This is a genomic window from Sinomonas sp. G460-2, from assembly GCF_047759905.1.
In the GTDB taxonomy this organism is placed as follows: Bacteria; Actinomycetota; Actinomycetes; order Actinomycetales; family Micrococcaceae; genus Sinomonas.
The window spans coordinates 1-15673 of the sequence record NZ_JBKZWT010000063.1 but is presented as its reverse complement, the minus strand read 5'-3'; the positions used below and the strand labels follow the sequence as shown (position 1 = coordinate 15673).

Annotated in this window: 16 protein-coding genes; 11 read left to right on the top strand and 5 right to left on the bottom strand. The window is 69.3% G+C overall.

What is annotated here, in order from left to right; translation table 11 throughout:
• Positions 1–238, bottom strand: a 238-nt coding sequence (locus tag ACLN58_RS08750; RefSeq protein ID WP_415854876.1) for a 2-oxoglutarate dehydrogenase E1 subunit family protein, incomplete at its 3' end; no start/stop codon positions are given.
• A 374-nt stretch (positions 239–612) separates the two neighbouring features.
• Here ACLN58_RS08750 and ACLN58_RS08745 point away from each other — a divergent pair.
• From ACLN58_RS08745 to ACLN58_RS08725, 5 genes are all read left to right on the top strand, one after another.
• Positions 613–1935, top strand: coding sequence for a hemolysin family protein (locus tag ACLN58_RS08745; RefSeq protein WP_415854875.1), 1323 nt, complete (start codon positions 613–615; stop codon positions 1933–1935).
• Positions 1935–3011 carry a hemolysin family protein gene (locus tag ACLN58_RS08740; protein ID WP_415854878.1) on the top strand — a complete coding sequence of 359 codons (1077 nt, stop codon included), beginning with the start codon at positions 1935–1937 and terminating at the stop codon, positions 3009–3011. The genes ACLN58_RS08745 and ACLN58_RS08740 overlap by 1 nt, the downstream gene beginning before the upstream one ends.
• 130 nt (positions 3012–3141) lie before the next feature.
• Entirely contained in the window at positions 3142–4104 is a 963-nt protein-coding gene (locus ACLN58_RS08735) for a metal ABC transporter solute-binding protein, Zn/Mn family (RefSeq protein ID WP_415854874.1), read from the top strand.
• A 29-nt stretch (positions 4105–4133) separates the two neighbouring features.
• Positions 4134–5024, top strand: coding sequence for a metal ABC transporter ATP-binding protein (locus ACLN58_RS08730; RefSeq protein WP_415854873.1), 891 nt, complete (start codon positions 4134–4136; stop codon positions 5022–5024).
• Positions 5021–5923, top strand: coding sequence for a metal ABC transporter permease (locus ACLN58_RS08725; RefSeq protein ID WP_415854872.1), 903 nt, complete (start codon positions 5021–5023; stop codon positions 5921–5923). Before ACLN58_RS08730 ends, ACLN58_RS08725 begins: the two co-directional genes overlap by 4 nt.
• Here ACLN58_RS08725 and ACLN58_RS08720 read toward each other — a convergent pair.
• Entirely contained in the window at positions 5910–6371 is a 462-nt protein-coding gene (locus ACLN58_RS08720) for an Lrp/AsnC family transcriptional regulator (protein WP_415854877.1), read from the bottom strand. The two genes, ACLN58_RS08725 and ACLN58_RS08720, sit on opposite strands and share 14 nt — an antisense overlap.
• A 569-nt stretch (positions 6372–6940) precedes the next feature.
• Between ACLN58_RS08720 and ACLN58_RS08715 the strand changes: the two genes are divergently transcribed.
• Positions 6941–8437: a hypothetical protein gene (locus ACLN58_RS08715; protein WP_415854871.1), complete on the top strand. Its 1497-nt coding sequence runs from the start codon at positions 6941–6943 to the stop codon at positions 8435–8437.
• Between the two features lie 55 nt (positions 8438–8492).
• Here ACLN58_RS08715 and ACLN58_RS08710 read toward each other — a convergent pair whose 3' ends face one another.
• Positions 8493–8948: a Fur family transcriptional regulator gene (locus ACLN58_RS08710; RefSeq protein WP_415854870.1), complete on the bottom strand. Its 456-nt coding sequence runs from the start codon at positions 8946–8948 to the stop codon at positions 8493–8495.
• Between the two features lie 122 nt (positions 8949–9070).
• Between ACLN58_RS08710 and ACLN58_RS08705 the strand changes: the two genes are divergently transcribed.
• On the top strand, positions 9071–9763 hold the full coding sequence (locus tag ACLN58_RS08705) for an MBL fold metallo-hydrolase (protein ID WP_415854869.1): 693 nt from the start codon (positions 9071–9073) through the stop codon (positions 9761–9763).
• A gap of 114 nt (positions 9764–9877) precedes the next feature.
• Here the strand turns inward: ACLN58_RS08705 and ACLN58_RS08700 are convergent, their stop codons facing one another.
• Complete coding sequence (locus tag ACLN58_RS08700; protein ID WP_415854868.1) at positions 9878–11014, bottom strand: PLP-dependent cysteine synthase family protein; 1137 nt, start codon at positions 11012–11014, stop codon at positions 9878–9880.
• A 201-nt stretch (positions 11015–11215) separates the two neighbouring features.
• Between ACLN58_RS08700 and ACLN58_RS08695 the strand changes: the two genes are divergently transcribed.
• The 4 genes from ACLN58_RS08695 (at position 11216) to ACLN58_RS08680 (ending at position 14644) form a co-directional block, all read left to right on the top strand.
• Positions 11216–12205, top strand: coding sequence for a sulfurtransferase (locus tag ACLN58_RS08695; protein ID WP_415854867.1), 990 nt, complete (start codon positions 11216–11218; stop codon positions 12203–12205).
• On the top strand, positions 12202–13410 hold the full coding sequence (locus tag ACLN58_RS08690; protein WP_415854866.1) for an NAD(P)-dependent alcohol dehydrogenase: 1209 nt from the start codon (positions 12202–12204) through the stop codon (positions 13408–13410). The genes ACLN58_RS08695 and ACLN58_RS08690 overlap by 4 nt, the downstream gene beginning before the upstream one ends.
• A complete protein-coding gene (locus ACLN58_RS08685) occupies positions 13407–13835 on the top strand; it encodes an HIT family protein (protein ID WP_415854865.1) in 429 nt (142 codons plus the stop codon). The genes ACLN58_RS08690 and ACLN58_RS08685 overlap by 4 nt, the downstream gene beginning before the upstream one ends.
• A gap of 503 nt (positions 13836–14338) precedes the next feature.
• On the top strand, positions 14339–14644 hold the full coding sequence (locus tag ACLN58_RS08680; protein ID WP_415854864.1) for a hypothetical protein: 306 nt from the start codon (positions 14339–14341) through the stop codon (positions 14642–14644).
• Between the two features lie 104 nt (positions 14645–14748).
• Here ACLN58_RS08680 and ACLN58_RS08675 read toward each other — a convergent pair.
• Positions 14749–15673: DUF3418 domain-containing protein (locus ACLN58_RS08675; protein WP_415854863.1), on the bottom strand; the 925-nt coding region annotated here is incomplete at its 5' end.

Below are 15673 nucleotides of genomic sequence, written 5' to 3'. Positions count from 1 at the left end.
CGGGTGCCGCGGCGGGGGCTGCCGAGGGCCGCGCAATAGTCTCCACGGCCTGTGCCTTCGCGGACCCGTTGACCACAGCGGCGCTGCCCGCGGCATCGGACTCGAAGGATTCGAACAGCGGCCACCACTTCGAGTCGACCGAGTTCTTGTTCTGCTGATACTGCTCGTAGAGCTCATCGACGAGCCACTCGTTGCCGCCGAATTCTTCAGGCAAGCGGTGGGTTGGCAGTTCTGGCACTGGAAATACGCCTCTTCCATCGATCTATTTGGCCCGCAGGGAGGTCATTGCAGGCCAACCACCGGACCAGGGCCCGGCAGGCGGTTCGATGTCGGGACAGGAGCCGCCTGCCACCGTGAACGCTGGGGTCCAACCGTTGCGCTCACACTCTGGACCAGTCTAGTGATTGTGCTGGGCAAACGGGCAATCCGTGGCCAGTGTCACACCCCGTTGTCCGCCGCGTGACGGTGCGGCGCGGCTGATAAGCTGAAAGGGCTATGGACGATGACCCACACCGATCCAGTTTCGTTAGTTCTTCCCTAATTTCTACACTCCGTCGAAATGAGCGGCGCATTAGCCAGCTCCCGCCGTGTGTCATGGCGGTGCACCTCTAAATGGAGTGGTTACTTCTCGCGGCGGGGATCCTGCTCGTGTTCGGCACGGGGTTCTTCGTCGCGGTGGAATTCTCCCTCGTGGCCTTGGACCGCGCGACGGTCCAGCGCAGCATCGAGCGCGGGGAGAAGGGCGCCAAGTCGCTCATGCAGTGCCTCACGTCGCTCTCGACCCAACTCTCGAGCTGCCAACTCGGCATCACACTGACCACGCTCCTCACGGGGTTCGTCATCGAGCCGTCGGTCGGAAAGCTCCTCGAGACGCCGCTCTCGGCGCTCGGGCTGCCCGGCGCGCACGCGGTGTCACTCGTCGTCGCGATGGCGATCGCGACGCTCGGCTCGATGCTTCTCGGTGAGCTGGTCCCCAAGAATCTGGCGATCGCCCGCGCGCTCTCAGTGGGGCGCGCCGTCGCCCGCCCCCAGCTCGTCTTCACGGCCCTGTTCAAGCCGGCGATCGTCGTGCTCAACGGCTTCGCCAACACGGTCCTCCATCGCATGGGGATCGAGGCCCAGGAGGAGATCTCGGGGGCCCGCTCCCCGGCCGAGCTCGCCTCGCTCGTGCGCCGCTCGGCCGAACTCGGGACGCTCGACGAGGGCACGGCTCGGTTCGTCTCGCGGACGCTGAGCTTCGCGGAACGCACGGCGGCGGATGTCATGACGCCCCGCATGCGGGTCACGACGGTCGAGGCGACGGCGTCGGTCAATGCCGTCATCGCCGCGGCGCGGGCCACGGGCCACTCGCGCTTCCCCGTGATCGGGGAGTCGCCGGACGACGTTCGGGGGCTCGTCCACGTCAAGAAGGCGGTCGCGGTTCCGGCCAAGAAGCGCGCGAAGGTCGAGGCAGGCGCCATCATGACTGACGTGCTTCGCGTCCCGGAGACGATCCACCTCGACGCGCTCATCTCGCAGCTGCGCGACGGCAACCTCCAGCTCGCGATCGTGCTGGACGAGTACGGGGGCACGGCGGGCGTCGTGACGCTCGAGGACCTTGTCGAAGAGATCGTCGGCGAGGTCGCGGACGAACATGACCGCCTCGTCCCCGGCGTTCTCCAGAGCGCGTCGGGGGACTGGTACTTCCCGGGGCTCATGCGCCCCGACGAGGTGTCCGAGCATGTCCCGGGCCTCGTGGTCGAGGACAACCCCGCCTACGAGACCGTGGGCGGCTACGTCATGACCGTTCTGGGCCGGGTTCCCCTCCAGGGCGACACGATCGGCGTCGATGGTGGGGCGCTCGAGGTGACCCGGATGGACGGCCGGCGCGTAGACCGCCTCCGGTTCGCGCCCGCCCGGCCAGCGACCGAGCCGGCGCAAGGGGCTGACGCGTGATGGGCGATTGGGGTGGCATCATCTGGCTTGTCGTCCTGCTGCTCGGCAACGCGTTCTTCGTCGGCGCCGAGTTCGCCATCATGTCCGCGCGCCGCAGCCAGATCGAGCCGCTTGCGGACGCGGGGTCGGGCCGCGCGGCGACGACGCTCCGGGCCATGGAGCACGTCTCGCTCATGCTTGCGTGCGCGCAGCTCGGCATCACCGTGTGCTCGCTCCTGCTGCTCCAGGTCGCCGAGCCCGCCATTCACGATCTGATCGGGGTGCCGCTCGCAGCTCTCCACCTGCCGGTGGAGATCGCGGACACGATTGCCTTCGTCGTCGCCCTCGCCCTCGTGACGTTCCTGCACGTGACCTTTGGCGAGATGGTGCCCAAGAACATCTCCGTCTCCGTCGCCGACCGCGCTGCGATCATCCTCGCGCCCGCGCTCGTGGCTGTCTCGAAGGTGGTCCGGCCCATCATCCTCGCGCTCAACTGGGCCGCGAACGGCGTGCTGCGCCTCCTCCGGGTCGAGCCCAAGGACGAGGTGTCGTCGTCGTTCACGCTCGAGGAGGTCCAGTCGATCGTCGAGCTCTCCACGCGCTCGGGCCTTGTCGACGACGAGTCCGGCCTCCTCTCGGGCGCGCTCGAGTTCTCCGACCAGACCGTCGAGTCGATCATGGTTCCGCTCGGCGAGCTCGTGGCGCTCCCGACGACCGCGACTCCGACGGCGTTCGAGAAAGCCGTCGCGAAGACGGGATTCTCGCGCTTCCCGATGGTGGACGAGGACGGCGACCTTGCGGGCTATCTGCACATCAAGGACGTCCTGGCGATCCCCGATGCCGCGCGTGAGCTGCCTATCGGGGAGGCGCGGGTGCGCTCGCTCGCGAACATCGCGGTCAACGCGACGGTCGAGGACGCGCTCACCGACATGCAGAAGAGCGGCCTGCATGTGGCCCGAGTCATGGGGCCGGAGAGCGGAACGCGCGGCGTGCTGTTCCTCGAGGACGTCATCGAGCAGCTCGTGGGCGAGATCCGCGACGCGACGCAGGCGCAGGCGCGCCGAGTTCGGAGGCTCGGGGAGGGCGCGGAGGCCTGAGCCGGCGCTGGCGAGACCTAAATGGGAATTATTCCCAAGAAGGGTTACAGTGGACGTGTTGTGAATGTGATGCATTCGCATTAGTGCCTTCGGGCCGTCCCCCGCCGTTCGACGTGAACTGAGGATCCTCGTGCTCTCTTCCGCCCGCCCCGCCTCCCGGAGGCTCGTCCTCGCCAGCTCCCTCGCGGTTGGCGCGCTCGCGCTCAGCGCGTGCGGCGCGCAGTCCGCCGCGAGCCCGAATTCGAGTTCTGCTGCCTCCTCCGCGCCGATCGCGGTAGTGACCTCGACGAACGTGTACGGCGATATCGTCAAGCAGATCGGCGGAGACAAGGTCTCCGTGACCTCGCTCGTCTCCAAGTCCAGCCAGGATCCGCATTCGTACGAGGCGACGAGCCAGGACCGCGTGGCCGTGTCCAAGGCGAAGCTCGTGGTCCTCAACGGCTCGGGCTACGACGACTTCACGACGAAGCTCGCGAACGAGGCCAAGCTTTCGGGCGATGGCATCCTCAACGCGGTTGACGCCTCGGGCCTCCGCTCGGGCTCGAGCACCTCGCCGGCTCCCGACTTCAACGAGCACATCTGGTACAGCCAGGCCGCCATGAAGAAGGTCGCGGACGCGATCGCCGATCGCCTCGGGAAGCTCGACGCCGCGGACGCCCAGAGCTTCAAGGACCGAGCGGCGCAGTGGGAGGGCAAGCTCGCGGGCATCACGTCCAAGCTGGATGCGATCAAGTCCGTGCACCACGGCGAGGGCGTCGCGATCACCGAGCCCGTGCCGCTCTACCTGCTCGAAGCCGCCGGGCTCGAGAACAAGACGCCCGAGGAATTCAGTGCCGCGTCCGAGGCCGGCAACGACGTCCCGCCCGCCGCGCTCAAGGGCATGCAGGACCTCCTCACGGGACACGACGTCAAGCTTCTCGCGTTCAACCCCCAGACGGAGACGCAGCAGATCGTGGCGCTCAAGAAGTTCGCCGAGGATGCGAAGCTCCCCGTCGTGGACTTCTACGAGACCATGCCCGAGGGTACGGACTACGTGGCGTGGATGACCTCGAACGCCGACGCCCTCGCGAAGGCGCTCGGAGGCGCGAGCTGAGCGGTTCAGCTCGCCTAGACTGGTCAACCATGACAGACGACGGCGGGGCGACGCGCCCGGGTGCCGCGCACATCGGCACCGAACTTGCCGCGCCCGCCGTCGCCCTCAGGGGGGCCTCGCTCGCGTTCGGACCCCGCACCCTCTGGGACGGCCTCGACCTGGACATTCGCCCGGGAGAGTTCTTTGCGGTGCTCGGCCCGAACGGGAGTGGCAAGACGAGCTTTCTCAAGGTGCTCCTCGGATTGCTGCCGCTCACTGCTGGGCGCGCTGAGATCGCCGGACACGAGGCCGGAGCCGCGGGCCGGGACGTCGGGTACATCCCGCAGCAGAAGAGCTTCGCGCCGGACGTCCCGCTCCGGGCCCGCGACCTCGTGGGCCTCGGCGTGGACGGCCACCGGTGGGGCGTGCGGCTCTCGCACCGAGCGGCGGACGCCGAGATCGAGAGCCTCCTCGCAAGAGTCGGGGCCTCCGACTATGCGAAGGTGCCGGTGGGTCAGCTCTCGGGCGGGGAACTGCAGCGCCTCCGGGTGGCGCAGGCGATCGCCGGGAACCCGGCCGTGCTGCTGTGCGACGAGCCGCTCCTCGCGCTCGACCTCAACCACCAGCAGGCCGTGAGTGCGCTCATCGATCGCCAGCGCGCGGAGACGGGCGCCGCCGTCGTCTTCGTGACCCACGAGATCAACCCGATCCTCGACTACGTGGACCGCATTCTCTACCTCGCCGAGGGACAGTTCCGCATGGGGACGCCTGCGGAGGTCATGCGCACGGACGTGCTCTCCGAGCTGTACGGGAGCCGCGTCGAGGTCTCCAAGATCAACGGCAGGATCGTCGTCGTCGGCCTTCCGGACGCCACAACACACCTCCACCATGCGCGCTCGGTTTCGGAGCTCGATGAGGAAACTGAGGAGGCGGACGCGTGAGCCCGGCCGACATCTGGAACTCGATCTTCTCCTTCGACAACTACGGCGAGATCCTCGCGCTCGTGCAGAACTCCGTGTGGGCGGGCGCCGTCCTGGGCCTCCTCGGAGGCCTCGTGGGTACGTTAGTGGTCCGCCGCGATCTGGCGTTCGCGGTGCACGGCATCTCGGAGCTCTCGTTCGCGGGGGCGTCCTTCGCGCTGCTGGTCGGGGCGGACGTCGTGACGGGATCGCTCGTCGGTTCGATCGCGGCGGCGTTGACGATCGGCTTCATGGGCGGGCGCGCCCGCAGCAAGAACTCGATCATCGGGGTGCTCATGCCGTTCGGCCTCGGCCTCGGGATCCTGTTCCTCTCCCTCTACCAAGGGCGCTCCGCCAACAAGTTCGGGCTCCTCACGGGGCAGATCGTGGCCGTCGACACCGTCCAGCTCCAAGTCCTCGCGAGCGCCGCCATCGCCGTGATCGCCGTGCTCGTGCTCGTGTGGCGGCCGCTCGGCTTCGCGAGCGTCGATCCTGAGATGGCTCAGGCGCGCGGCGTCCCTGTACGGTTCCTCGGGATCCTGTTCATGGCCCTGCTCGGGGTGAGCGTGGCCCTCTCCATCCAGGTGGTCGGCGCGCTGCTCGTGCTTGCGCTGCTCATCACCCCCGCGGCAGCCGCCCAGAAGGTCACGGCCTCGCCCGTGCTCGCGGTCGTTCTGAGCGTCACGTTCGCCGTGGTCGCGACGGTCGGCGGGATCATGCTCTCGCTCGGCGGGCGGATTCCCATCAGCCCGTACGTCACGACCCTCTCCTTCCTCATCTACGCCGTGTGCGCAGCTCTCGCTGGCGCGCGTCGGAGGTGGGGGAGCTACGGCCGTGTCATCTCGCCCGCCGCGCGCGAGAGGGCGCTCACCCGCTCGTGAGAAGCGCCGTCGTCCGGTAAGGGATGACCGTGCGGAGGATCATGCGCGTCGAGGTGCGCGTGATCCCGGGGCACAGGCGGATCTCCTCCGAGACGTGGTAGAGGTCGTCGGGGCTCGTCGCGACCACGCGGATCAGGAGGTCCGTGTCGCCGGCCGGGGCGAGGCACTCGAGCACCTCGGGGATCTCGCGCAGCGCCGCGATGGCCTCGTTGAGCCGACTCTGGTCGAGTTCGGCGGCGACCTCAGCCGAGACTCCGCGGCCGAGCGCCATCGCGTCCACCCGGTTGCTGTGCGGTCGCAGGGCTCCGCTCGCCGTCATCCGCTCGAGCCGGGACTGCACGGTGCCTCGCGCGAGCCCGAGTCGCTGGGCCAGGACCATGACGGGCATCCGCGGATCTTCATCGAGGGCGAGGAGGATCCGGCGGTCGGTCTCGTCGAGCTGCTGCAATCTGATCACTTCTCCCGGGGTTGGCGGCGCAAGACTGGTCAGATCGACCAGTCTAGCTTGAGACTGTTGCGCGAAGTGCGAGCAGATTGCTCAAATATTGGCAGTCCACCCGACGGTCCACCGGCCCGACGGCGGAGGCTACGGGCCCAAGGCACACCACCCGCGGGATCCGGACACCGGGCAGCCACCGGCCCCGCCTTCTTGTTCATTCACACGTTCTTGTTCATTCCCACGTTCTTGTTCACACTTCGTGGCGGCCCCGCCGCACGGACCACGGCCCCTGTTTTCACCGCGTAGCGCGATGGGATCAGGGGCCTTCGTCGTGTCAGCGGGGGCGACGCCACTGTGTCAGAACACGGAACAACCGAGCGCGGCGCACGCATGGCGCCCCAAATTGCCACTGAGAGGTCCAATTCCCCACTGAGGGATTGGTCCTTTGACACCGATTTCCCCCCAGAAGCAGCCGGGACGGCGTCTCGGTGCACAAACCAGCCCATAGCGTGAATGCGGTGCGGCCGGAGGCTGCGCCGTTTTCGGAAAGTTCGCACTCGAAAGGCATACCTGGGGACATGGAACAGCAGGACAAATCAGTTCACCGGCGCACCGTTCTGCATGGTGCTTGGTCGGCGCCCGTCATTGTCGCCGTTGCCGCGGCCCCCCTGGCAGCTGCGTCCGGATGGGGCTCGATCTCGTTCGATCAGCCGAGCTACACGACCAATGCGGGCGGGGTCTATGCGACGATCTCGGGCAAGGTCACCCGCGCTACGGGGACCTTCCCGAGCGTCGTCACCCTCGTGCTTCCCGCCGGATTCCAGGGGCCCACCACGGCGACCGTCGATCCGGTGACCGGTGCCTTTACCGTCGGCACCATCCAAGCGCCTTCGTCCGTGGTGCCCTCGGCGGTGCTCACTGCCTCGGCCGTGAATTTCACGTCCGGCGTGACGACGCTTTCGCTCACCTTGGTCTCCGTTCCCCTGTCGGGGAACGCGCTCGTGTGGGGCTACGGGACGATGAATGGAACCGGGGTTTCACAGACCCCGTACAACCGTCCGTACGCGGCAAATCCGCAGAAGGTCATCGACCAGGGGTGGAGCGTCTATCGGGACGTCGCCCAGGTCGGGGATGAACACACCTACATGATCTCGGCGGACGGCCTCTCCTACGTGTCGTTCGCGGGTGCCGCGGTGACGAAGACCAATCGCACGATCGCCCTCAACGCGGGGGAGACCATGACCTCGCTCGCGGGCGGGCCGCAGGTCATCGCGATCCTCACGTCGCAGGGCCGGGTCTTCACCTCGCATTACGTCACCACCGATCTGACGGCCGCCCAGGTGCGGAACCCTTCGGGCGTGACCTTCGTGCAGATCGCGCACTTCTGGAACGACTTCGCGGGCGCCGTCGGCCTCTCCTCGGACGGCAAGGTCTACATTCTGAAATCCGTCGACGCGGGACCCGCTCCCACAACCGTCAAGCTCCAGGACGGCAGCGAGCTCACGGGGGTCGTGGAAATCGCCGGGGGATACAGCCCGCAGATTACGGCCCGCAAGGCGGACGGAACGGTGTGGTCCCTCAAGTCACTCACGGGAACCTCCACGCTCAACGCCGCCTACGCCCAGCAGGTGTGGGCCGGGTCGCAGGGCACGCCGCTCACCGCCAAGAGCCTTGCCGTCCACACGAGCCCCTACACGGACTCCGGCTACGTCACGGCGGCCGTCGGCACGGACGGGCTCATCTGGGTCTGGGGCGAGCGCGTGACCTACACCGTGGCGGGCAGCGCGGTCACCGATCGGTTCGCCCGCTCCGTCGACGTGATCGGCGCACTGGGCCTCTCGGGCGTGACGGTCAAGAACGTCTCGGTCTCGGCGCCGGTGTTCGCAACCCTCTCCGATGGGCGCGTCGTGAGCTTCGGAAACCCGGGTGACGAGGGCGAACGCGGCCAGGGCCCGGCCAACCAGTTCCTCTTCACCACCAACCCGGGCTTCGTCGTCGACGTGAACGGGACTCCCATCACGGGGATCGACCGGGTCTGCACGACCCGCGGCGGCGGCTGGGCGATCAAGCCCTAATTGCTGCACCGACGTGGGGCGGGGCTTCCAGTCCCGCCCCACGCCAGTTTGTGGCTCAGTCCTCGCGCTCGGCGGCGACCGCGGCGGAGCACTCGGGGCACAGCCCGAAGATCTCGACGGTGTGCTCAACCTCCGTGTAGCCGTTCTCCGCCGCGATCCGGCTCGCCCACGCCTCGACGGCCGGGGCCTCGATCTCGACGGCCTTGCCGCAGCGGCGGCACACAAGGTGATGGTGATGGCCGTGGGCCTCGCAGCGCCGGTAGCGCGCCTCGCCGTCGTCCGCTCGAAGCACGTCGAGCAGCCCGTCCTCTGCCATTGCCTGCACGATCCGGTACGTCGTGGCGAGGGAGACGGAGGCGCCGCGCTCCTGGAGGATCCGGTGCAGTTCTTGGGTCGAGACGAAGTCCGCAAGGTCATCGAGCGCCTCGCTCACGGCGACCTTCTGCTTCGTGACGCGCTGCTCGCGACCGCCGGTCTCGCGGTTGCGGCCCGTCGCCGTCGTCCCGGTCACTGCATCCTCCAACCCGGGCGGCACCGCGCCGCCCGATTCACTCCCGATCTGCGGTGCTCCGTGTGGGAAACGCGGCACGTCCGCAGATATTCCAGCCTAGCAAGCCTGCCTACACTGGCCGCATGAGGCTCACCAAGTACACCCATGCGTGCGTGCGGCTCGAGAAGCCCCTGCGCGGCCCTTCGGGAGCGGCCGACGGCGGCTCGCACCACGTGCTCGTCATCGACCCGGGGAACCTCTCCGAGGTCGAAGAGGCGCTCGAGGGGGCCGAGGCGTTCCTCGTCACGCACGAGCATGCCGACCACGTGGACATCCAGCGGGCCGCGGCGGCCCTCGAGAACAATCCGCGCCTTGAGGCGTGGGCCCCCGAAGGAGTGGCGGTCCAGCTTCGCGTGGCCGCGCCGTCGGCCGCGCCGCGGGTTCATCGCGCGGAGCCGAACACCGAGTTCGAAGCGGCCGGATTCCGCATCCAGACCTTCGGGAGCCAGCACGCCCTCATCCACCCGCTTGTCCCCGTGGTCGCGAACGTCGGCTACCTCGTGGACGGCGAGGTGTTCCACCCCGGAGACTCGTTCACGGTCCCGCACGGGCTCGAGGTCGGAACGCTGCTCGTCCCGATCCACGCGCCGTGGAACAAGATCGGCGAAGTGGTGGACTTCATCATCGCCGTCCGGGCACGCCGCGCCTTCCCCATCCACAACGCGCTGCTCAACTCGCTCGGGACGGGGCTGGTCGAGGGCCACGCGAAGCGGATCGGGCAGACCTACGGCACCGAGTACACGCACCTCGAGCCGGGGGAGTCCGTCGAGCTCTGAGCCTGTTGGGCCGCGACCCCGCAACGCTGGGGACGGGACCCCGCAACGCTGGGGACGGGACCCCGCAACGTTGTGGGGTCCTTGGCGGGGCTTTGAGGGGTCTTGGGCCGGAGACTACGCCCGTTCCGGCCATCTTCCGGTCGCGAAGAACTCCTCGAGGATGCCGGCGTACGGCGCGGGGTCGAGGCCGTTTTCGGCGAGCCACGCGTCGTTGCCGTAAGAGTTCGCGTAGCGGGAGCCGCCGTCGCACATGAGCGTGACGACGCTTCCGCGCTCGCCGGCCGCGACCATCTCAGCGATGAGCTGCCACACGCCCCAGAGGTTCGTTCCCGTCGAGGGGCCGGCGTCGAAACCGAAGCGCTGCTTGAAGTCGCGCATGGCGGCGACGGACGCGCCGTCGGGAACGGGCACCATCAGGTCCACGATCGCCGGGTTGAAACTCGGCTCGAGCCGCGGGCGGCCGATGCCCTCGATGCGGGACGCCCCGCCGTCGGCCGCTTGGCCCGTCTCCCAACTCGGGTAGAAAGCGGACCGCTCGGGGTCCACGACCGCCAGGCGCGTCGCGAAGCGGCGGTACCGAACGTAGCGGCCGATGGTCGTGCTCGTGCCGCCGGTCCCCGCGCCGACCACGATCCAGCGCGGAACAGGATGCCGCTCGACCTCGAGCTGCGCGAAGATCGTCTCGGCGATGTTGTTGTTGCCCCGCCAATCGGTGGCTCGTTCCGCATAGGTGAACTGATCGAGGTAGTGGCCGCCGCACTCCTTGGCGAGGCGCGCGGCCTCTCCGTACACCTCGCCCGCCGCGTCCACGAAGTGGCAGCGCCCGCCGTACTGCTCGATGAGGGCGATCTTCTCCCGGCTCGTCCCGCGCGTCATGACGGCGATGAACGGAACGCCGATGAGCCGGGCGAAATACGCCTCGGACACCGCCGTGCTGCCGCTCGAGGCTTCGACGACGACCGTACCTTCGCGGATCCAGCCGTTGACGAGTCCGAACAGGAAGAGCGAGCGCGCGAGGCGGTGCTTGAGGCTCCCGGTGCGGTGCGTGGACTCGTCCTTGAGGTAGAGGTCGACGCCCCACGTGGCGGGCAGGGGGACCGCGTGCAGGTGGGTGTCGGCGCTGCGCCGAGTGTCCGCCTCGAGGCGGCGGATCGCCTCGTCCGCCCAGGCGCGAGCCGAGCCGTCGGGGTCCCGGAGCGGTGGCAGGGGCGGGGTTGCGGCGGTGCGGTCCGCGGCGCGGTGAGCTTCCATCGGGACAGCGTACGACGGCGGCCCCACAGGCCGGGCGCGTGGCGTCCCGGTGCGGACTAGGGTGGATAGCGGGCGCTCACCGTGTGGGGGCGGGCGCTTCAGCGGGTGGGGAGGGCTCTTCACCGGGTGGGAAGGAGCTTCACCGGGTGGGGGGCGGGCGCCGTGAGGGAGTGGATCGGGCGCTTTCGAGACGGGAGTGGGATGAGCACGACACATCAGGTTCTGATTTCCGCAGAGGAGCTGAGGCTGCGGCTCGACGGCGGCGCAAGGACGGTCGTCCTCGACGTCCGCTGGGCGCTCGGCGGGCCAAACGGCCGCGAGGCGTACGCCGAGGGCCATGTGCCCGGGGCGGTCTTCGCCGACCTCGAGCGCGAGCTCGCCGTGCCGGTCGCGCCGGGGAGCCCCGAGGAGGCGGCCGGGGGCCGCCACCCGCTCCCTTCGCCCGGGCAGTTCCAGGCGACCGCGCGTCGCTGGGGCATCGACGACGGCGACTCCGTGGTGGTCTACGACGACTCGTTCGGGCAGGCCGCGGCGAGGGCGTGGTGGATGCTCCGCGACGCCGGGCTCGACGATGTCCGGATCCTCGACGGCGGGCTCGCGGCCTGGCTGCGGCAAGGGTTTCCGCTCGAGGGCGGCGTGACAGCGCCCGCGCCCGGTGGCGTTCACCTCGGCTCGGGCGCGCTTGCGACGATCGACGCCGACGGGGCCGCCGGGTTCGCAGGCCTGCTGCTCGACGCACGGGCGGGCGAGCGCTATCGCGGCGAGGTCGAGCCGGTCGATCCTCGAGCCGGCCACATCCCGGGCGCGGTGAGCGCGCCGACATCCGGCAACCTCGCCGAGGACGGGACGTTCCTTCCGGCCGAAGAGCTCCGCCGGCGCTTCGCCGACCTCGGCGCGGAGCCCGGGCGCGCCGTCGCGGTCTACTGCGGTTCCGGCGTGACCGCAGCGCACGACGTCGCCGCCCTCGCGATCGCGGGGATCGAGGCCGCGCTCTATCCGGGCTCGTTCTCACAGTGGTCTCGCGACCCGGCGCGGCCGGTCGCAATTGGCGCTCAGCCCTCCGGCCGGAGCGCGTCCGGCCAGAGCGCGTTCGGCCAGAGCGCGTCCGGCGAGGGAGCGTTCGGTGAAGGCCCGTCCGGCGCAGCAACGTCTGGGACGGGCCAGCCCGGTGGGATAGCGTCGGCGATATGAGTCCTGGACGCCCCGTCATGCCCGGAGCGGACAAGGTGCGGCGCACGCTGACCGTCGATGCCGGCGAGCCGCCGTCGTCTGCTCCCACCCACGAAACCGCTAGCCCGGACCGGGGAGTGGACGTTGCCGCGTATGGGGCGACGTCCGCAACGAGCGGGCTCGTGCCGCTGACCATCCACCGCCGCGAGCCCAGGCCGGACGACGTCGAGATCGACATCGAGTTCTGCGGCCTGTGCCACTCCGACGTGCATGCGACGCGCGGGGAGTGGGGCGAGCGGCCGTGGCCGCTCGTGCCGGGCCACGAGATCGTGGGCCGGGTGCGCCGCGTCGGCGATGATGTGCAGGGCTTCGCCGTGGGGGACAGGGTGGGCGTTGGCTGCATGGTCGATTCCTGCCGCGAATGCGAGAACTGCCTCGACGGCGTCGAGCAGTACTGCGAGCGGGGCAACGTCGGCACGTATGGGGTCGCGGACCCCCGCAACGGCGGTGAGTTATCCCAGGGCGGCTACTCACAGCGGATCGTCGTCACCGAGAAGTTTGTGCTCCGCATCCCTGACGCCCTCGACGCGGCCGCCGCCGCGCCGCTTCTGTGCGCGGGGATCACTACCTACTCGCCGCTGCGGTACTTCGGCGTGGAGCCGGGGGAACGGGTCGGCGTCGTGGGCCTCGGCGGGCTCGGGCACATGGCCGTCAAGCTCGCCAAGGCCATGGGCGCCGAGGTCACCGTGTTCACGCGCACGGAGTCGAAGGCAGACGCCGCGCGCGAACTCGGGGCCGATGCCGTCGTCGTGACGAGCCGACCCGAGCAGCTCGAGGCGGCGCGACGTACGCTCGACCTCGTGATCGATACGGTCGCGGCGCCGCACGACGTCAATGACTACCTGCGGACGCTGCGGCTCGACGGTGCGCTGTTCCAGCTGAGCCTCCCCTTAGGGGCCATGGCGCCCGTCGACCCGGGGCTCCTGATCCGCCGGCGGCTCACGTACGCGGGCTCGCTCATCGGCGGGATCGCCGAGACCCAGGAGATGCTCGACTTCTGCGCCGAGCACGGCGTGGTCTCGGACATCGAGATCGTGGCCGCCGACGGCCTCAACGAGGCCTACGACCGCATGGTCGCGGGAGACGTCAAGTACCGGTTCGTCCTCGACACCGCGACGCTCGCGGCGGGGACCAGCTCGGCGCGCGCCGGGGAGGGGCAGGCATGAGCACGATTTTCACGAAGATCATCGAGGGCGAGATTCCGGGCCGTTTCGTCTGGAGGGACCCGGACGTCGTTGGATTCCTGAGCATCGGCCCTCTCGCTGACGGTCACACGCTCGTGGTGCCGCGCGAGGAGGTGGACCGCTGGACCGACGCGCGCCCCGACACCCTCACGAAGGTCATGGACGTGGCCCAGAAGATCGGGCAGGCCCAGGTCGAGGCGTTCGGCGTCGAGCGGGCGGGCGTCATCATCGCGGGCTTCGAGGTCCACCACCTGCACGTGCACGTATGGCCGGCGAGCTCGGAGGCCGAGTTCAACTTCAAACGAGCCCAGCACAACCCGGACCCCGCCACCATGGACGCCGCCGCGGAGAAGATCCGGCACGCGCTCCGCGATGCCGGGCACGGGGAGTTCGTGCCCGCGAGCTGAGGCACAGCCGGCCGCTGGGGCCGCATATGCTGCCCAAAACCGCATCTCCGGGTGGAATTTCCTACGGAGATGCGGTCGAGGGCAGCGGATGCGACTATCCCACGGAGTCCCGGGACGCCGGGGGTTGGCGGAGGTGTCCACATACGGACACGACTGGGTTGTCGCGCAGGCGCGCCGACGCAACGATCTGGGAATGGGGACACGAACCGAGGACCTTCTTGCCGCGCGCTGGCCTCGACGCGACGTCGCGTCGACGGCGGCCTTGCGAACGGCTGGCATCGACGATCGCCTCCTGGCTCGGGCGATCGAGGGCGGCAGCGTTCGGAGGCTGCGTCACGGAGCCTATATCCCGGCGCACCGGTGGGCTGCGCTCACGCCGTGGGAGCGCGAGGCCGCGCGGCTCGATGCGCACATCGAGTCCACCGGCGGTTCCGCGGTCTATTGCCTGGCAAGCGCGGCCGTTCTCCATGGCTGCTCGGTGTGGAACGTCGGTTCGGCCGTCCATGTTGCAACGACTTGGGTTCGAGCGGCCCGTCGCCCAACTCGAACTCCAGACGCCCGCTGGGCTGTATAGGGCAGACCTCGCGTGGCCCGAGCTGATGGTCATCATCGAGTTCGATGGCGACGGCAAGTACAGGAATCACGGGCCGGCTGCGGACGTCCTTCTCGCCGAGAGGCGCCGTGAATCTTTGCTTATGGAGCAGGGCTGGGTACTTGTGCGCCTTCGGTGGTCCGACTTGGACCGGCCGGAGGAAGTTCTGCGTCGGGTCGAGGCCGCCATTGCGACGGCCGCGAGACGCATCGCCTGACGACTGCTGCCCTCAGCCGCATCTCCGTGTGTAATCCTCCACGGAGACGCGGCCACGGGCAGCAGATGGTCGGCTGGTTGTCCGGCCGGCGGGGGTTCTCGGCCTCAGACCGGGGCGAGCGCCTCGTTGAGGGCCTGGCGCACGCGCTTCTCCGAGACCTTCCCCGAGGTGCCGAGCTCGACCGCGAACAGGCTCACGCGGAGTTCCTCGATCATCCAGCGGACGGCCTCGAGCTTCGCGGCGTTCCGGCCCGTCGGCGCGAGGGCCGCGGAGGCGTCGTCGTAGTCGTCCTCGAGCGCCTGGACGCTCGCCATCGCGACCGCGTCGCGCTGCACGTTGGCGGGCATCTTCTCGAGGCGCCGCTCGATCGCCCGAAGGTAGCGGGGGAGATGCGCGAGCTGGGCGTAGCCCGTGCGTGCTACAAAGCCTGGGTAGACGAGCTGCTCGAGCTGGGCCTTGACGTCGTTGAGCCCGCTCACGAGCGCGAGGCTCGTGGTGCCCTTGAGCTGCTTGCCGATGCGCAGCGACGCCGCGAGCACCTGCTCGACGATGGCGGTCACCGAGAACACCGTGTCGATGAGCTCGGCGCGGACGCTGTCGTAGAGCGCGTCGAACGCCGTCCGGTCCCATGGCAGCTGGGCGGGGACGAGCTTGTCGATGGCCGCGAGGACACAGTCCGCGATGAGCTCGGGGACGCTCCCGTGCGGGTTCTGGCTGAACGTGAGCTTCTCGCGGTTGTTGAGGTGCTCGAGCACGTAGGGGTCCGGCGGCGGGATGCGCAGCGCGAGCAGTCGGATGACCCCGGCGCGGTGCGCGCGCAGCTGGTCGTCCTCGCTCTGGAACACGCGGAGGCCGACCATCCCGCGCGCGCCCTGCTGCCCCTTCGCGCCCCGGCCCTCGTCGACGAGCGCCGGGTAGCCGGTCACCGTATGACCGGCGACGACGGTGCTCGCCGTCCGCGGGATGGTCCCCACGGTCCACTCGGTCAATCCTGTACGTTCGGCCAGCCCCGAGCGCTCGGCCAGCCCC

Bases quoted from the DNA above. Each gene is read 5' to 3' on its own strand.
- ACLN58_RS08740 (WP_415854878.1), top strand. From the start codon at position 1,935: ATGGGCGATTGGGGTGGCATCATCTGGCTTGTCGTCCTGCTGCTCGGC.
- ACLN58_RS08730 (WP_415854873.1), top strand. From the start codon at position 4,134: ATGACAGACGACGGCGGGGCGACGCGCCCGGGTGCCGCGCACATCGGC.
- ACLN58_RS08690 (WP_415854866.1), top strand. From the start codon at position 12,202: ATGAGTCCTGGACGCCCCGTCATGCCCGGAGCGGACAAGGTGCGGCGC.
- ACLN58_RS08695 (WP_415854867.1), top strand. From the start codon at position 11,216: ATGAGCACGACACATCAGGTTCTGATTTCCGCAGAGGAGCTGAGGCTG.
- ACLN58_RS08715 (WP_415854871.1), top strand. From the start codon at position 6,941: ATGGAACAGCAGGACAAATCAGTTCACCGGCGCACCGTTCTGCATGGT.
- ACLN58_RS08700 (WP_415854868.1), bottom strand. From the start codon at position 11,014: ATGGAAGCTCACCGCGCCGCGGACCGCACCGCCGCAACCCCGCCCCTG.
- ACLN58_RS08680 (WP_415854864.1), top strand. From the start codon at position 14,339: ATGTTGCAACGACTTGGGTTCGAGCGGCCCGTCGCCCAACTCGAACTC.
- ACLN58_RS08705 (WP_415854869.1), top strand. From the start codon at position 9,071: ATGAGGCTCACCAAGTACACCCATGCGTGCGTGCGGCTCGAGAAGCCC.
- ACLN58_RS08745 (WP_415854875.1), top strand. From the start codon at position 613: ATGGAGTGGTTACTTCTCGCGGCGGGGATCCTGCTCGTGTTCGGCACG.
- ACLN58_RS08685 (WP_415854865.1), top strand. From the start codon at position 13,407: ATGAGCACGATTTTCACGAAGATCATCGAGGGCGAGATTCCGGGCCGT.